General features: G+C 70.4%; 12 protein-coding genes. 10 read left to right on the top strand and 2 right to left on the bottom strand.

Going from position 1 to position 16,270, the window contains the following annotated elements; translation table 11 throughout:
- Positions 1 to 37: 37 nt before the first annotated feature.
- The 6 genes from ABZ893_RS05995 (at position 38) to ABZ893_RS05970 (ending at position 5,116) form a co-directional block, all read left to right on the top strand.
- Positions 38 to 883 carry an arylamine N-acetyltransferase gene (locus ABZ893_RS05995; RefSeq protein WP_361397408.1) on the top strand — a complete coding sequence of 282 codons (846 nt, stop codon included), beginning with the start codon at positions 38 to 40 and terminating at the stop codon, positions 881 to 883.
- Between the two features lie 33 nt (positions 884 to 916).
- On the top strand, positions 917 to 1,522 hold the full coding sequence (locus ABZ893_RS05990) for a YdbC family protein (protein ID WP_361397405.1): 606 nt from the start codon (positions 917 to 919) through the stop codon (positions 1,520 to 1,522).
- Between the two features lie 172 nt (positions 1,523 to 1,694).
- On the top strand, positions 1,695 to 2,354 hold the full coding sequence (locus ABZ893_RS05985) for a phosphoglycerate mutase family protein (RefSeq protein ID WP_361397402.1): 660 nt from the start codon (positions 1,695 to 1,697) through the stop codon (positions 2,352 to 2,354).
- A 12-nt stretch (positions 2,355 to 2,366) separates the two neighbouring features.
- Entirely contained in the window at positions 2,367 to 3,278 is a 912-nt protein-coding gene (locus ABZ893_RS05980; RefSeq protein WP_361397400.1) for an ADP-ribosylglycohydrolase family protein, read from the top strand.
- Between the two features lie 415 nt (positions 3,279 to 3,693).
- On the top strand, positions 3,694 to 4,395 hold the full coding sequence (locus ABZ893_RS05975; protein WP_361397398.1) for a ribonuclease HII: 702 nt from the start codon (positions 3,694 to 3,696) through the stop codon (positions 4,393 to 4,395).
- Positions 4,396 to 4,462: 67 nt separating this feature from the next.
- Entirely contained in the window at positions 4,463 to 5,116 is a 654-nt protein-coding gene (locus ABZ893_RS05970; RefSeq protein ID WP_361397395.1) for a hypothetical protein, read from the top strand.
- A gap of 251 nt (positions 5,117 to 5,367) precedes the next feature.
- Here the strand turns inward: ABZ893_RS05970 and ABZ893_RS05965 are convergent, their stop codons facing one another.
- Complete coding sequence (locus ABZ893_RS05965; RefSeq protein ID WP_361397392.1) at positions 5,368 to 6,006, bottom strand: hypothetical protein; 639 nt, start codon at positions 6,004 to 6,006, stop codon at positions 5,368 to 5,370.
- A gap of 219 nt (positions 6,007 to 6,225) precedes the next feature.
- A complete protein-coding gene (locus tag ABZ893_RS05960) occupies positions 6,226 to 8,388 on the bottom strand; it encodes a RecQ family ATP-dependent DNA helicase (protein ID WP_361397390.1) in 2,163 nt (720 codons plus the stop codon).
- Positions 8,389 to 8,521: 133 nt separating this feature from the next.
- On the opposite strand from ABZ893_RS05960, the gene ABZ893_RS05955 reads away from it, so the two are divergent.
- The 4 genes from ABZ893_RS05955 to ABZ893_RS05940 all read left to right on the top strand — a co-directional run bounded on the left by ABZ893_RS05955 (position 8,522) and on the right by ABZ893_RS05940 (position 16,254).
- A complete protein-coding gene (locus ABZ893_RS05955; RefSeq protein WP_361397387.1) occupies positions 8,522 to 9,964 on the top strand; it encodes a DUF4192 domain-containing protein in 1,443 nt (480 codons plus the stop codon).
- Positions 9,965 to 10,641: 677 nt separating this feature from the next.
- Complete coding sequence (locus ABZ893_RS05950) at positions 10,642 to 12,756, top strand: glycogen debranching N-terminal domain-containing protein (protein WP_361397384.1); 2,115 nt, start codon at positions 10,642 to 10,644, stop codon at positions 12,754 to 12,756.
- A 117-nt stretch (positions 12,757 to 12,873) separates the two neighbouring features.
- Entirely contained in the window at positions 12,874 to 13,635 is a 762-nt protein-coding gene (locus ABZ893_RS05945; RefSeq protein ID WP_361397381.1) for an NUDIX hydrolase, read from the top strand.
- Positions 13,636 to 13,833: 198 nt separating this feature from the next.
- A complete protein-coding gene (locus tag ABZ893_RS05940) occupies positions 13,834 to 16,254 on the top strand; it encodes an ATP-binding cassette domain-containing protein (protein ID WP_361397378.1) in 2,421 nt (806 codons plus the stop codon).
- The last annotated feature ends 16 nt before the right edge of the window (positions 16,255 to 16,270 follow it).

Below are 16,270 nucleotides of genomic sequence, written 5' to 3'. Positions count from 1 at the left end.
GACTACTACGGACACGCTACGGCCTACGATCGTGACCATGAACTGGAACGGGGAAGGCCTTGATCTCGACGCCTATTTGGCGCGAATCGGCTTCACGGGAGACCTGAAGCCGGACCGGGAGACGCTGCGTGAGCTGCACCGGGCCCATGTCGCGTCGATCCCGTTCGAGAACCTGGAGATCATGCTCGGGCGGCCGGTGGACCTGGATCTCGCCGCCCTCCAGGCCAAGCTGGTGCGGCAGCGCCGTGGCGGCTACTGCTTCGAACAGAACCTGCTCTTCGCGGCCGTCCTGGAGCGGATCGGCTTCTCGGTGAAGGGACTTGGGGCACGCGTGCGCGTGGGCGCCGCCACATCGATCCGCCCCGTGACCCACATGCTGACCCAGGTCACCGTGGCCGACGGCGAGACGTTCCTCTGCGACGTGGGCTTCGGCAACCAGGGCCTGCGCGAGCCGCTCCCGCTGCGGGACGGGGTCGAGATGCGTCAGGGGCAGTGGACCTTCGGTCTTGTATCGGAGGGCGAGGGCGTGCCAGAGGGCGAGGGAGTACGCGTTCTGCGGAGCCTGCGTCCTGGTGGCTGGGAGGAGCTCTACGGCTTCGGCCCGCAGGAGTGCCATCCGATCGACTACGTAGTGATGAACCACTACACGTCGACGCATCCGAGGTCCCCCTTCACTCATAGGCCTGTCGTGAAGCGCGCCGCGGACGACGCTCTGCGCTCGCTTGTCGGCAGGCGGTTCTCGATCGAACGTCCGGACGGAACCAGGGACGAACGGGAGGTAAAGGAAGGCGAGTTGATCGCTCTGCTCGCCGATGAGTTCGGGATCGAACTGAGTGACGAGGACGCGGCGCGGCTGATCCGGGTGCACGCCTCCGGAGCGTGACCCAACCCACATTGCGGGCCGTACGATAGCGCGGTGCTGGTCAAGTGGATTCGCTGTGCCGTGTCGGACCGACGAGGATTCGAGCGGGGGCAGCGAAAGTGGGCGGGGCTTCTGGGGGAGCCGGGTTTCCGGGGACAGGGCGGGGGCTGGAGCAGAAACAGGCCGGGGGTGGCCCATGTTCTCGGCTTCTGGGAGAGCCGCGCCTTCTACGACTCCGCGATGGCGCGCGCGCACGAACGGCTCGCCGCCGCACAGTCGGGCACGTTCACGGACATGCAAGTGAAGCTGTTCGACCACCGGTTCGACGTGAAGACGGGCTTCGAGCCGCGCTTCACGGATGCCGACACGGTGCGTCTGGCGCACTGCCGGGTGTACCCGCAGCGCGAGGAGCATTTCGCGCTCATGCAGGAGAGGATCTGGAACCCGGCGATGGCCGGCTCCCCGGGCATGGTGCGCGGGCTCTTCGGAGAGGCGCCGGGCAATGAGTTCCTGATCCTCTCGATGTGGCAGTCCGCCGCGGAACGTGGCAAGTACCAGGCGCAGGGCGTGGAGCGGCTCTCGACGCGCGCCGGGACGGAGTCCGATGTCGCTGCGATAACGGGCGACATCGTGGAGCTAGAGCCGTCTTGGACGGTGTGAGTGAGGGCGGTGACGGAGGGCGGCATGGGCGGCGCGTGAGCGAACGGGGTCGGCGGCGAAGGCCGTGTGCGAGCCTGGTTCGGCCGCGGTGAACCGCCGCGCTGTGCGACATGCCCCCGGATGGAGCCCGTACGGGTGCTCGAACAGCCGCTGTTCGATCTAGGGTTTTGGTATGGCACGTCCGCGGCGCATCGTCCTTGTCCGGCACGGCGAGTCGGAGGGCAACGCCGACGACACCGTCTACGAACGCGAACCCGACCACGCCCTGGCCCTCACCGAGACGGGGTGGCAACAGGCGGACGAGACGGGCAAGTACCTGCGGGAACTGTTCGGACGCGAGCGCGTGAGCGTCTACGTCTCGCCCTACCGGCGCACGCACCAGACCCTCCGCGCCTTCCAGTTCGATCCTGAGCTCGTACGCGTGCGCGAGGAGCCCCGGCTGCGCGAACAGGACTGGGGAAACTGGCAGGACAGGGAGGACGTACGCCTCCAGAAGGCGTACCGCGACGCCTACGGGCACTTCTTCTACCGCTTCGCGCAGGGCGAGTCCGGGGCGGACGTGTACGACCGGGTCGGCGCGTTCCTGGAGAGCCTGTACCGCAGTTTCGAGGCGCCCGACCACCCGCCGAACGTCCTCCTCGTGACCCACGGACTCACCATGCGGCTGTTCTGTATGCGGTGGTTCCACTGGACGGTCGCGGACTTCGAATCACTGTCGAATCCCGGGAACGGTGAGACGCGATCGCTCGTTCTCGGGGAGAACGGCAAATACACCTTGGACCGGCCGTTCGAACGCTGGCGTGATCCGGAGCCGTACGGAGTCACCGGTTAGATGGGTGGGGCGATGACCGCTGACTCCTCTCCTCGAGTGCGGCTCGACCGTGCGCTTCGCAGTCTGCGTGGCCTGGCGGTGGGGGACGCGCTGGGGTCGCAGTTCTTCGTGCCGGTGAACTATCCGCTGCTCCAGAGCCGTGAGCTGCCCGAGGGCATCTGGCAGTGGACCGACGACACCGAAATGGCGTGCTCCGTGGTGGCGGTCCTGGCCGCCGAGAACCGGATCGATCAGGACGAGCTGGCCCGGTCCTTCGCACAGCACCATGACTTCGACCGAGGCTACGGGCCGGCCGTGAACCGGCTGCTCCGCCAGATCCGCGAGGGCGGAGACTGGCGTTCCCTGTCCGCCGCGCTCTTCAAGGGCCAGGGCTCCTGGGGCAACGGCGCGGCGATGCGAATCGCTCCGCTCGGGGCCTGGTACGCGGATGATCCGGAGCAGGCCACGCATCAGGCCGAGATCTCGGCGTACCCGACGCATCAGCACCGGGAAGCCGTGGTCGGAGCCATGGCCGTGGCAGCCGCCGCGGCGCTTGCGGCCGATCCTGCGGGACCGCCGACTCCGCAGGCACTGCTCGATGGCGTGATCGCGCTGGTGCCGCGCAGCGCGGTGGGCGCGGGACTCCGGCGGGCCAGAGACATGCTCGACTACGACGACGCCGGGACGGTGGCCGCGGTACTCGGGTGCGGGCGGCGGACGTCGGCTCATGACACGGTGCCGTTTGCTCTGTGGTCGGCGGCGCGGGGGCTCGGTGACTTCGAGGGGGCGTTCTGGTCGACTGCCCAGGTCGGCGGGGACATGGACACGACGTGCGCGATCGCGGGCGGGGTGGTGGCTTCCGGCCGGGGTGGCGCTCCGTCGGACGAGTGGCTGAGACGAGCGGAGCCACTGCCGGGGTGGGCGCCGGGGTTGCCGGTCCTTTGATGCGTCGTGGCGTCATCATCCCCAACAGGGGGACGGCGATGGATACTTCGCGCTGGACTGCGGCAAGGAGGTCGTGCTCACCCTATTCGCATGAGCACACCGTGGGGCGGTTCACCGCCGCCGGGATGGCGTCGGAGGCAGGGCGTGTTCATGACTAAGTCGGTGTATCTCACCGTCGCCTGCCCCAACGTATAGAGAGCTCTCGGCGCGGTCCCGCTCTCGGCTGGATGGCACCGCCGGTGATCGCCTTGTGGAGGTGCTCCGGCGCGAGTGAATCGCGTTCGTGAAGAACTGGCCTCGGCCCGGAGAAGGAGTCGCGCCGACGGCGAATCGGTGGCTCGGTCGGGCCCTGGCATCGTCGAGGTCGTACCGGGGTGTCGCCGACGGGGTGTGGCGGCGTACGCTGTCTTGCGCCATGCCGTACGAACCACCCACTCACAGCGTCGAGCGCTCACTGCGCGCCACTACCGGAGCGAAAATCGTCGCCGGTGTGGACGAAGTCGGTCGTGGCGCGTGGGCCGGTCCGGTCACCGTGTGCGCAGCCGTCACCGGACTGCGTCGACCGCCCGAAGGCCTCACCGACTCCAAGCTGATCAGCCCGAAGCGACGCGAGGCGCTCGCCGAGACGCTGGAGAGCTGGGTGACGGAGCACGCTCTCGGGCACGCCTCCCACGAGGAGATCGACGCGCTGGGGATGACGGCCGCTCTGCGGCTCGCCGCCGTGCGGGCTCTCGAAGCCCTTCCGGTCCGCCCGGACGCGGTCATCCTCGACGGGAAGCACGACTACCTTGGTGCTCCCTGGCAGGTTCGTACGGTGATCAAGGGCGACCGGTCCTGTGTGGCCGTCGCCGCGGCATCGGTGATCGCCAAGGTTCGGCGAGACAAAATGATGGCCGAACTGGGCATCGAACATGCAGACTTCGGTTTTGCGGCCAACGCCGGTTATCCGTCGCCGGTCCACAAAGCCGCGCTGGAGGAGCGGGGGCCCACCCCGTACCACCGGCTTTCGTGGGCGTATCTTGATGCGCTGCCCCAGTGGCGGCACCTCAAGAAGGCCCGCAGCTGGGCGGACGGAAACGTTCCGGAGATCGAAGGCCAGCTCGGCTTCGACTTCTGATCCTCCGCTCGCACTCATGTGCCACCCGCCGAAGCTCATCGCACCGGCGTTTGATAGACATCAGCTCATGCCTCTCCTTCCCGAGGAGCCTCAGATTCACGAGAGTGCCCAGGGTCCCCGCGCCACTCCGGCCACCAGTGCCCGCACCGCGCCGACCCCCCGCCCTGTACCCGGCCCGCGCCCCGCGGCGCCGCCGCGACCCGGACGCCCGGGTCCCGCAAGGCCGATGCCGCCCGCGCAGCGCACGTCGCGCGAGTCGGCACCCGCCGTCAAGCCGGGGCCGCCCGCTCCGGCCGCCCCGACCGTGTCCGCCGCGGCGGACACGACCGCTCAGCCGCAGATCCAGCTGATCCCGGCCTCGGCCGAGGGCGCGCTGGACGCCGCGGAGGAAGCCGTCGACCTGCTCCTCGACTCGGGCCGCGCGCCCGGTGAGGTGCTGGTGATCACCACGGGTGACCCGCACCCGTGGGCCACGCACGAGCTGTCCTTCGGCGACACCGCCTACTGGGCACAGCACGACGCGGGTGACGACGTCTTCTACGCCGATGCCGGTTCCGTCGAGCGCGCCACCGAGCGGCCCGTGGTCGTCGTCGCGCTGAACGGCGGCTCCGACGAGGCAGCCGTCACCGGTCTGCCGCGCGCCCTCAGCCGGGCGGGTGTCCTGCTGATCGTGTGCGGTGACCCGCAGCGGATCAACTCCGTGCTGGGCGCCGGAGTCTGACACGCCGCACGCCGGTTGCCCGGACCGCTCGACGGTCCCAGGGCAGCCGGCGGCGCCGTGTGCGCCGAACATCCTCTTTACGTGCTCCGTGACGAGGCGTTCCCTTACTTGGTGACTTGGTGACTTGGTGACTTGGTGACCTGGCGACTCGGTGGCGGCCGGTGGGGCCCGTGCTTTTGGGTTGCCCGACACCTGCCCGGTCCCGTTTCACTTCCACCGTCGCCGACACAGCCGCGGCGAGGCGGCAGCTTTCAGCGGGCCGCCGCGCGGCGCGACACCTCCGAAGCGCCACCGCCGACTCGCGGAAGTGGCTGCTCACCGCCCTCGAACCGCTCAGGGGTCGACCCCAGGCCGGGTCGTCGTCCACCGCGCCCCTCACCGAGCACCTGCCAGCCGTCGCGCGTCATGGTGATGTACGCGCCACAGCGCAGCCCGTGCAGCGTGCAGGCGTCCCGCAGCCCCCACATCCACGCCCCGTCCTCCTCGGTCCACCGCATGTCGCCCTCGCGGCAGTAGAGCAGCACGGCCGTGCGCACCGGCGTCCGAAGCCGAAGATCATGCGGGATGACCCGGCGCAGCTGCGCGAGCAGCGCGTTACGGAACACCCAGCCGTCCGCTGCGCTGGCCCGTCGTGCGAACGACGCGCTGGCCCTCAGCCGCTCCTCGGCATCGAGTACGGCGACGATCGCTGTTTCCGGAGCGGGGCGATGCCGGACGTGCAGACCGCTGACGACCTCACGCGGATTGCGGAGCAGCGGTATCCCCGCCGCGGCCCATTCCGCGGGTTCGAGCATCCTGGCGAGTTGGTTGGCGGAGTCGGAGAATGCGTCGGCACGTGTCGAGGACGCCGACATCGATGCCGCAGAGGACGGAACGAATCCGAAGGTCACGGTCCTCCCTTCGGCTACGCGCCCACAACGCGGGCGGGTTCGGACTGGGAGAGCGCACCGCGGCACAGCCCTGACCGACCACGAGTGAGCCGCGCGGGAGCGACTCCAATTCTTCCCGTCGTACTGCCTTGCGGCAACGAGCAATTGAGGCCGCGGACCGGTTTCTGGGGATGCGTCGGCAAAATCCTTACCCAAAGTTGCGGCGGCCCCGCGCCGGCCTCAGCCCTGTACGGCCAGGACCAGCGGCAACACCCCCTTGGCGCCCGCCCGGCGCAGCAGCCGTGCGGCCATCGCCAGAGTCCAGCCCGTCTCCGTCAGATCATCGACGAGCAGAACGGGGCCCTCCGCCGCCGCGAGCGCGGAGGCGAGCTGCGGCGGCACGACGAGAGCGCCGTCGAGGGCCCGCAACCGCTGGGCGCTGTTACTACGAGGCACGCGGGCAGCGTCGGCTCCGGCGGCGTATTCGATGGAGCCCAGGAACGGAAGCCGTCCCACCTCGGCGATCCGGGCGCCAAGGGACTGGATGAGGCGGGGCTTGGACGTCGAAGCCATGGTGACGACGCCGACCGGGCGCGGCTGCGCGTCGGCGGCGCCGGGTGCCCAGCCGCCGGGCCCCTTGGCCCAGTCGGCGAGCACTTCCACTACAGCCTTCGCCACGTCGTCGGGCACCGGCCCGTCCGGGGCCTGCGGAGCCAGCATCGGCCGCAAGCGGTTACCCCAACCGATGTCCGAAAGGCGGCCGAGAGCACGGCCCGCCGCCGCTTGCTCGCCCGCGGGGATACGGCCCTTGAGGTCGATGCCGACCGCAGCGAGACCGGTGGGCCACATCCGCCTGGGCTCCACGTCGGCGCCCGGGCGGCCGAGTTCACCCTTCGCGGCATTGAGAGTGTCACCGGACACCTTGTCGCTGAAGCGTGCCCCCGCGCAGTTGTCACAGCGGCCGCAAGGGGCCGCGCCTTCGTCGTCGAGCTGTCGGCGCAGGAACTCCATGCGGCAACCGGTCGTCGTCGCGTAGTCCCGCATCGCCTGCTGCTCGGCCTCGCGCTGCTTGGCGACCCACACATAGCGCTCGGAGTCATAGATCCAGGGTTCGCCCGTGGAGATCCAGCCGCCCTTGACGCGGTGCACGGCACCGTCCACATCGAGGACCTTCAGCATCGTCTCCAGCCGCGAGCGGCGCAGCTCCACCAGCGGCTCGAGGGCCGGCAGCGACAGCGGCCGACCGGCCTGGGCCAGTGCGTCGAGTGTGCGGCGCACCTGCTCCTCGGGCGGGAAGGCGAGTGAGGCGAAGTACCGCCAGATCGCCTCGTCCTCCTTACCGGGCAGAAGCAGCACCTCGGCGTGCTCCACACCACGACCGGCGCGGCCGACCTGCTGGTAGTACGCGATCGGGGATGAAGGCGAACCCAGGTGCACCACAAAGCCGAGGTCGGGCTTGTCGAAGCCCATGCCGAGCGCGGACGTGGCGACCAGGGCCTTGACGCGGTTGGCCAGAAGGTCCTCTTCGGCCTGCTGGCGATCCACATTCTCTGTCTTGCCTGTATAGGAGGCGACCGTGTGCCCGCAGTGACGCAGATAGGCGGTCACCTCCTCCGCCGCGGCGACGGTGAGGGTGTAGATGATTCCGGAGCCGGGGAGTTCGTCGAGGTGGTCGGCGAGCCAGGCCAGCCGGTGGGCGGCGTCCGGGAGTTGGAGCACGCTCAGACTGAGACTCTCGCGGTCGAGGGGACCGCGCAGTACCAGGGCATCGGAGCCGCCGCCCGTACCGAGCTGCTCGGCTACGTCCGCCGTCACGCGAGCGTTCGCCGTGGCCGTGGTCGCCAGGACGGGGACGCCCTGCGGCAGGTCGGCGAGCATGGTGCGAAGGCGTCGGTAGTCAGGCCGAAAATCGTGCCCCCAGTCGGAGATGCAGTGGGCCTCGTCCACCACGAGCAGCCCGGTGGCGGCCGCGAGGCGGGGGAGGACCTGATCGCGGAAGTCGGGGTTGTTGAGGCGTTCTGGACTGACGAGCAAAACGTCGACCTCACCCGCGGTGACCTCGGCCTGGACGGTCTCCCACTCTTCCGTGTTGGAGGAGTTGATCGTGCGCGCGCGGATTCCGGCGCGAGCCGCCGCCTCCACCTGGTTACGCATGAGCGCGAGGAGGGGGGAGACGATCACGGTCGGGCCGCTGCCGCGCTCCCGCAGCAGCGCCGTGGCGACGAAGTACACCGCGGACTTGCCCCAGCCGGTGCGCTGCACGACGAGCGCCCTTCTGTGGTCCGCGACCAGCGCCTCGATCGCGCGCCACTGGTCCTCGCGCAGTCGGGCTCGGCCTGTCGCGTCACCGACGAGTCGGGCGAGGACGGCATCGGCGGCCGTGCGCAGCTCTTCGTTGCTCATGCCCCCATGCAACCCGATGGGTCGGACATCGCGCGAATGAGCCTTCACGTCTGTGGACAACTCCTGTCGTGTCCCTGACCTGGGTTATCCACAGGCAAAAACGGAATCTTGTGATTCGCGGCATGGTCGTCACATGACGAATCACAGCGAAGCAGCCGGCGCATCCGGCACGGAACAGGTCACCCTGCGCAACCCCGCCGAACTGGCCGAGGCGCTCCCGTTTTTGCTCGGGTTCAGGCCCGAGGACAGCATCGTGCTGGTCGCCCTGCATCGCGGCCGCTTCGGCGGACGGGTGCGCATCGGAATCCCCGAGCGCCTCGGTGACTGGCCGGCCGTCGCGGAGGAGATGGCCCGGTGCCTCGTCAGCGGCTGCGAACGGCGGGACGGGATTCCGGACGGCATCGTCGCGTTCCTGTGCCGGGACCCGAAGAATCGCGAGACGAGGCAACAGGCCATGGAGCACCTGCGGCCACTGGCCCAGATGCTGCGCATCGCGTGCGGTCGGCTCGACGTGCCCGTGGTCGAGGCTCTGTGCATCGCCGACGACCACTTCTGGTCGTACAGCTGCCCCGTCGAGGAGTGCTGCCCGCCCGACGGCACACCGCTGGCCAAGTCCGGTACATCCGTCACCGCGGCCGCGATGACGTACGCGGGGGTCCAAGTGAGGCGCCCGCTGCGGGAGATGAGGGCCAGGCTCGCGCCCTGGCAGACGGCGGCGGTGGCGGAACAGGAGCGAGCGTTGGACGCCGCGGCCATGGCGCTCGTCCCCAGGATTCTCTCCGGCGCCCCGCGCGCCGAAGTCGCCGGTGAGACGCTCGATCTAGCCCAGCGGGTCTGGCGGCGTTTCGCGCAGGCGTCGGTGGGCGGTGACACGCTGGAGGCCGATCTCAGGGACGACGAGCACCTCGGGCACGACGAGGCGGCCAGGCTCATCCTCGGCCTCCAGGACCGGCTGACCAGGGATTCTGCGGCCGAGTGGATGGAAGGCGACGAAGCGCCGTTGGCGCTGCGGCTGTGGAGGGCCCTGGCCCGCCGTTGCGTGGGCACGTACGGCGAGCACGCCGCGGCGCCGCTGACGCTCGCGGGCTGGGTCGCCTGGTCCCTGGGCGACAAGGTGGAGGCGGGCGAGGCCCTGGACATGGCCCTGGACGCCGACCCGCGATACGTCTTCGCCCGACTCCTCTCGCAGGCGTGCAGCGCGGACCTGGATCCGGAGCTGGTGCGACGCAGCCTGCGCAAGGCGCGAGAGGAGCGGAGTCTGGCGCCGCCTGGGACGGGTTCCGAGGAGGTCGGCGACGGTGATGCGCCGGATGTCGACGTGAGGTCCGGGATCGGGGAAGACGCTGAGGCTGCCGCCGGTCGTGAGGCCGAGGCTTCCACTGGGCGCCCGGGAGTCGAGAACTCGGAGGATGCGGCTGAGGCACGGGCGATGCGGGCCCTGGAGGCCGCCCTGCGACGGCGTGGAGCACGACGTGCGGGAGCCGGTAAGGGGCCGGCCCAGGCGGGTGCACACGCAACGAGGCGCCCTCAGGGACGCCGCCGAGTCGGCCGGCAGGGGACTCGGAGGGACGGATGAGTACCGGCCTGTGCTGGTGGCTCAGGGCGCCTTCGCCGATGTCTGGGATCGCCCTCGTGTGGGTGACCGCGATTCGGGGCGTAAAGCAGGGTAAGTCGGCGGCGGGCAGGTCGTGCCGATTACTCCGCTTCCTGTTCCGAGGGCGTGACTTGGGGCGAGGCAAGCCCGTTCACGTCTGTGGCGCAGCCATTGACCAGGCCGCGCCGTCGTCTTCTCGTCGACCGTACGGAGCGCCACCGGCGCCTCGTGCGCGCCGGGCGAGGAAGGAACCAGCCCATGCCGCCCTCTGTGTCATCGACCATGTCCGACGCACTCGTGGCCCTCGCCCTGGAGATGGACGTCGGGCACGGCGCTCTCGACGCGATTCCGAGTGGCCGTGGGGAGGGGAGGCAGTGATGACGTCCTCAACCAGGCATGAGGCAGAGCCTGATGGCGGGATGCCGGGGGAGTTGGCAGGCGCGTCCATCGAAGCGCTTGGGAGCGGCCCGCGCAGCGCACTCGTAGATGGTCAGAGCCGTCGCGCCACGGACACTCCGAGCCGCCAGTTCGCCGAGATCTGCTTACCCCCGAGCGGCGCATCTGCCGGCACACGACTGTCGGCTCCCGCCCTTGGGACGCCGTCAGCTCCCAATGACCTTGAGGAGTTGGCCGTCCGAGGCTTATCCAGCGGCGGCCCGATGGAGCCGACCACTCGGGTCTCATCCGCCGGCCGCACGACATCCACAGTCCCCATCCCGTCCGGTGGCCGCACCGAGTCAAGCGCCCAGTTAACGCACGGCGGTCGAAACGCTCCACCCTCAGCTGCGCGCGCCGGCAGGATCATCGCCCCCACTCCCCGGCGCTACACCGAACTGCCACCGGCACACACCGCACTCATCTGTGTCGCTCTGCCTTTCCTCGCGATCTCTTCACGGGAAGGCCAGTTGACGGGCGACGGACTGGAAGGGTTCTACCGCGCAGGGCGCCGGTTGCTGTCTCGGTGTCTGCTACGAGTCGCAGGACGCGAGCCGGTCGCGGTGCAGGCCCGTATGGACACCGCCGAAAGGGCAAGGTTCGTGGCGACACTGCGACCAGTGGTGGACGGCGGCCCTGACCCGGACGTCATCGTCGAACGGTTTCGACATGCCGACGGCACGGAGCGGATCACGCTGCGCAGCTCAGCCACTCGCGCGTTACGACTCCCCGTCGAGGTCGCTCTCGGCACGGATCTGGCGGAACTGGGCGCGGTGGCGGCGGGGCGGCCGGGGCGTGACCTGGCCGCCACGGTCCACGACTCCGGCCTGCGGTGGTCGTCTCCGATAGGACACGCCACGGTCACAGCTGACCCGCCGCCCCTCGATGCGCTGGCCTCCGCCGGACTGCTGCGCTGGGAGCCCGAGTTGCCGCCGGGCGGCACCTGGAGTGTCGAACTTCGCGTCCGGAGCGACGGCTCAGGGGTGGGCCAGGCGGTGGGGTACGGAGCCGTACGCCCGCTTGCCGGGGCAACCGCGAGAGGCGACGACCCGCGGGTGGCGCCACTGCTCAGGTCCTGCATCGACGACCTGCACGCGTTGATGCTGCGTGACCCGGCTTACCCTTCGGACCTTTACCTCGCGGCCGGCGCACCATGGCGGTGCGGCCTGGCTCCGGCCGAGGCCCTGGCTGCGGCACGGATGGTGCTGCCACTCGGAACGAGATTGGCCGTCGGCACCCTCAGGGCGCTCGCGCGCACCCAACTCCCGGGATCAGGACCGCAGTCGGGCATGATTCCTGGCCCCCTGAGAGACGCAGGCCCGCATCTGCCGCCCAGCTGCACCGGGACGGAAGCGACGCTGTTGTTCCCGGTCCTCCTCGCGGAGGCGAGACGCTGGGGCCTGCCGGAGGCGGAGGTCGCCGAGCTGCTACCCACGGCGGAGCGCTGCCTCCAGTGGCTCCGGTCCGCCGTCGGCGTAGCGCCTTACCTGGCGGACTCCGGTCCCGGCGGGCTCCTGCGCTGCGAGACCCAGGCGCACGCCCATCGAGCCGCACTCCTCGGAGCGGATCTGCTCGACTCGTTTGACCGTCCCGGAGGCGTAGGGCTGAGGCAGTGGGCCCAGGCGCTGCGGACGCGATTTCGGGAGGACTTCTGGGCGGAGGACCGCGGAGGTGGCCGACCGGCAGCAGCCCGTACGCCCGACGGACGCCTTCTTCCTCACCTGGGCAGTTCCTCCGCCCACCTCCTGGACACCGGGCTGCTCGGTGCCGGTCTGACGGCGCAGGGCCTCCTCGACAAGGTGCAGACCGAACAGCTCGCGAGGCTGCTGGGCGGGCCGGCCCTCGACTCCGGGTGGGGGCTGCGCAGCTTGGGCGTTCGCGAGCCGTCGTACAACCCGTTCGGACACCGTGGCGGCGCCGTGCGGGTGCAGGAGACAGTGCTGGCCGTGGCCGGACTGGCCGCCGCGGGCTATGAGAAGGAGGCGACCTCGCTGCTGCGGGGAGTCGTGCTCGCGGCCGAGGCCTTCGGATACAGGCTGCCCGAGATGTACGCGGGGGAGCAGCGCTACGAAGGAGGCGACCCGCTCCCGCATCCGGCAGCCTGCAGACCCGCGGCCACCGCAGCGGCGGCAGGAGTGCGGCTCCTCACCACCCTCGTCGGGATCCGTCCGGACGCGCCCGCCGGAACCGTGACGCTCAGACCGATGTGCGGTGCGCCCCTGGGGGAGATCGGTCTGGCGGGGCTGCGGGTCGCGGGCGCCCCGTTCTCGGTGCGGGTCAGCAGGCTCGGGCTCGCGATGGTCGAGGAGGCGGCTGACGGACTGCAGTTGGGGGTGTGACCGGGGAGGACGTGAGTGCGGAAGATCGGCGGGGCCTGCGCTCCCGGAGCTCCAAGAAGGTCCGACCAACATCGTGAAGGGAGTGTTTATCGTCAGGAAGACGACTATGATCGCGGCATGTCGCCCTACGACCCGTCGGCCTTCCCGCCCTTCGCAGTCACCGTCGACCTGGTCGTCCTGACCGTGCGCCGCCACGCGCTCTGTGCGCTGGCGGTACGGCGTGGTGAACCCCCGTTCCTGGGGCACTGGGCACTTCCCGGCGGCTTCGTACGGGACGACGAGGACCTGTCGTCGGCGGCGGCACGCGAGCTCGTCGAGGAAACCGGGCTCACCGCCCACGACCCGGCGGCCCCGGAGCAGGTCAACGGCGCGCACCTGGAGCAGCTCGCCACCTACGGCGACCCCAAGCGCGACCCCCGTATGCGGGTCGTCAGTGTCGCTCACCTGGCCCTCGCGCCGGATCTGCCCGCGCCGCGCCCCGGCGGAGACGCGCACAGCGCCCGCTGGGCACCCGTGGAGGACCTGCTGAACCCGGGTGGGTACGGGCTCGAAGGCGAGCAGGCGACGCCCCTGGCCTTCGATCACGCGCAGATCCTCGCCGACGGTGTGGAGCGCGCCCGTTCGAAGATCGAGTACTCGTCGCTCGCCACGGCGTTCTGCCCGCCCGAGTTCACGGTCGGTGAGCTGCGGCGCGTGTACGAGGCCGTGTGGGCCGTCTCGCTCGACCCGCGGAACTTCCACCGCAAGGTGACGGGCACCCCGGGCTTCCTCGTACCCACGGGCGGGACCACCACACGGCAGGGCGGCAGGCCGGCACAGCTCTTCCGGGCCGGCGGTGCGACGCTGCTCAATCCGCCGATGCTGCGCCCCGAGGTGTGACCCGGAGCTGACCGGGACCCGACCGGGCTGACCTCCGGGCTCGGCCCGCCTGCGCCGCGCAGGGACCCGCAGCCCGCACCCTGCCCGAAAAGTCACGAATATCGCGTTATCTTGCTGCGGTACCCACGGGGTTCGTCCGTCCCCGCTCGACGGAGGGGTCCCGGCCGCCGAGCGGTCGCACACCCTGCGAGAGAAGCGATGATCCAGGCCTTCGGACTGACCAGCAATCCCCGCCAGGAGCTCCCGCCCGCTGTCGACGACGTGTCTTTCGAGGCGCCGACGGGCCGTGTCACGGCGCTGCTCGGCGCCCGCGCGTCCGGTACGACGACGGCGGTGCGGCTGATGCTCGAACTCCAACACGGCCGTGGAATCACGTATTTCAGGGGCCGGCCACTGCACCGCATCCCCTGTCCCTCGCGTGAAGTAGGGGTGTTGCTCGGCGAGGTCCAGGGGCATCCGTCCCGCACGGTGCGGGGACACCTGCGTATGTTGTGCGCAGCCGCCGGGGAGCCTGTCCGCCGCGCGGACGAAGTCCTGGAAGCGGTGGGCATCGTCAGCCTCCGCGATCAGCGGCTCGGGACGCTCTCGCGCGGCATGGACCGACGTCTCGGCCTCGCCTGCGCGCTGCTCGCGGACCCGCACACGCTGGTCCTCGACGGTCCCGCCGACGGACTCTCGGCACGTGAGGGCAAGTGGCTCCACGGAATCCTCCGGGCGCACGCGTCGCTGGGTGGCACGGTGCTGTTCACCACCGATGACGCCAAGGAGGCCGCGCGGACGGCGGACCGTGTGGTCACCCTCGACCAGGGGCGCCTCGTCGCGGACCAGGATGTCGCGGACTTCGCCCGCACACGGCTGCGCCCCCGCGTCGTCGTCCGCAGCCCGTATGCCGCCCGGCTCGGCATCCTGCTGGCGAAGGAAGCGCGCGCGAAGCAACGCTCCGTGGAGGTCGTGAACGAGGGAGGCAACCGGCTCTCCGTGTACGGCAGTAACTGTGCGGACATCGGAGAAACGGCGTTCCGCCACAACATCCTGGTCCACCAACTCGCCGACGAGGTCGGGGACGCCGGGCCCGCGATGAGCATCCCGGTACGTACCGAGCTAGCCGCCGGTGCGAATCCGTCGAGGGCGGAACTCACGAGCACGGAGGCAGCTCGCGCGGAACGCTCCCTCGAACTGCCTGTCAGCGCGGAAGCGGCCGTGACGCAGGAGGTGTCCACGCAGCAGTCGGCCCTGGCGGAGCTGCCGTCACCACCCATCACAGGGTCGGCGGAGCTGCCTTCGCCTGCCGCAGAACGGGCAGAGCCGCCCGCACCCGCCCCGACGCCGGCCGAGCTGCCGTCACCCATCCCGACGTCGGCCGAGCTGCCGTCACCCATCCCGACGTCGGCCGAGCTGCCGTCACCCATCCCGGCTTCGGCCGAGCTGCCTGCGCCTGCCGCAGCACCGGCGGAGCTGCCCGCGCCCGCCGCGACGCGCGCACCCGCCACGACGTCAAGGGAACTGCCTGCACCTGCCACGACGCCGACCGCGCCACCGACCCCCTCCGCAGCACTAGCGGAATCACCAGCACACACCACCCCATCCGCCCAAGAGAGCACCTTCACGCAGGAGGACACACTCCCCATCCCCCGCACCTTCGTCCCGCTCCTCGCCGACGCCGACCTGGGCCCCGCCGCCTCGCGCACTGCGACACCGCGCCTCGGTCAGCTCACGCGCAAAGCACTCGCACCATCCCCAGGCCGCGGCACCTCCGCCACCGGCACGCACCCGCCCGTCACCACAGCCCCCGCCGTTCCCGTTCCCGCGCCCCTGTCCCCGCTACCTCCCCCCATCACCATCCGCCCGGCATGCAGCCCCCTCCGCCCGCTGCGCTACGAGATCCGCCGGGCGACAGGCATCGCCACCGGATACCTCACCGCGGCCACCGTGCTCGCTGTCTCCGCTGTCCTCGCCGTGCTTCTCGCACGGGCCGGCCACACCGGGCAGTCCCGCCTGCTGGTCGCCTGGCCGCAGGCACTGCCCCTGCCGCCCGCGGCCCTCGGCGCGGGGTTGCTCGGCGCCTTCGCGTTCGGTGACGAATTCCGGCACCCCGCCCTTGCGGCCGACGGCGGCACCGTCCCGCGTCGCCTGGGACTGCTCTGCGCCAAACTCGTCGTCGCGACGGCCACCGCCCTCTCGCTGGCCTTCGCCGTCGTCGCTTCCGACGCGATGCTGCTTCACCTTGTATACGGAGAAGTGCTCATCGAAGTTCCCGCCGACTGGCTTTCCTCCAGCGTGAGTTGGTTCGCGCTCGTGGTGGGTTGCGCCTGGGCGGGAGTGCTGGCTTCTGGAGTGTTCCGCTCCACAACGGCCGGGCTGGCCGCCGTACTCGCGGTGCCGATCATCGTCGTACCGCTCGTACAGAAGGCCATGACAGGGCCTTCTGTACGAACCGCGGCGGGACTTCCGGCGAGGCTTCGTGATCTTGCGTTGGTGCACTGGCCGTTCGGAGGGGAGCGATTCTTGATGGCCGGACTGCGGATGATCGTCCAACCCGTAGGCAGCGCACTGATGTTGTCGGTAACTGCTCTGCTCTGCGCTTATCTGGTCACGGTGCTGCGTCCCAGGGTTCGGTGACGAGCGTCGGGTGCCA

Origin of the sequence: Streptomyces sp. NPDC046821 (assembly GCF_040645335.1) — a bacterium.
GTDB lineage: Bacteria > Actinomycetota > Actinomycetes > Streptomycetales > Streptomycetaceae > Streptomyces.
The sequence above is the reverse complement of the archived record's forward strand: the minus strand, read 5'-3'. Positions and strand labels throughout refer to the sequence as shown.

What these genes read in the sequence shown, in the direction of transcription:
- ABZ893_RS05955 (WP_361397387.1), top strand. Translation starts at nt 8,522, where the DNA reads ATGACGAATCACAGCGAAGCAGCCGGCGCATCCGGCACGGAACAGGTC.
- ABZ893_RS05970 (WP_361397395.1), top strand. Translation starts at nt 4,463, where the DNA reads ATGCCTCTCCTTCCCGAGGAGCCTCAGATTCACGAGAGTGCCCAGGGT.
- ABZ893_RS05960 (WP_361397390.1), bottom strand. Translation starts at nt 8,388, where the DNA reads ATGAGCAACGAAGAGCTGCGCACGGCCGCCGATGCCGTCCTCGCCCGA.
- ABZ893_RS05985 (WP_361397402.1), top strand. Translation starts at nt 1,695, where the DNA reads ATGGCACGTCCGCGGCGCATCGTCCTTGTCCGGCACGGCGAGTCGGAG.
- ABZ893_RS05940 (WP_361397378.1), top strand. Translation starts at nt 13,834, where the DNA reads ATGATCCAGGCCTTCGGACTGACCAGCAATCCCCGCCAGGAGCTCCCG.
- ABZ893_RS05975 (WP_361397398.1), top strand. Translation starts at nt 3,694, where the DNA reads ATGCCGTACGAACCACCCACTCACAGCGTCGAGCGCTCACTGCGCGCC.
- ABZ893_RS05945 (WP_361397381.1), top strand. Translation starts at nt 12,874, where the DNA reads ATGTCGCCCTACGACCCGTCGGCCTTCCCGCCCTTCGCAGTCACCGTC.
- ABZ893_RS05995 (WP_361397408.1), top strand. Translation starts at nt 38, where the DNA reads ATGAACTGGAACGGGGAAGGCCTTGATCTCGACGCCTATTTGGCGCGA.
- ABZ893_RS05950 (WP_361397384.1), top strand. Translation starts at nt 10,642, where the DNA reads ATGGAGCCGACCACTCGGGTCTCATCCGCCGGCCGCACGACATCCACA.
- ABZ893_RS05980 (WP_361397400.1), top strand. Translation starts at nt 2,367, where the DNA reads ATGACCGCTGACTCCTCTCCTCGAGTGCGGCTCGACCGTGCGCTTCGC.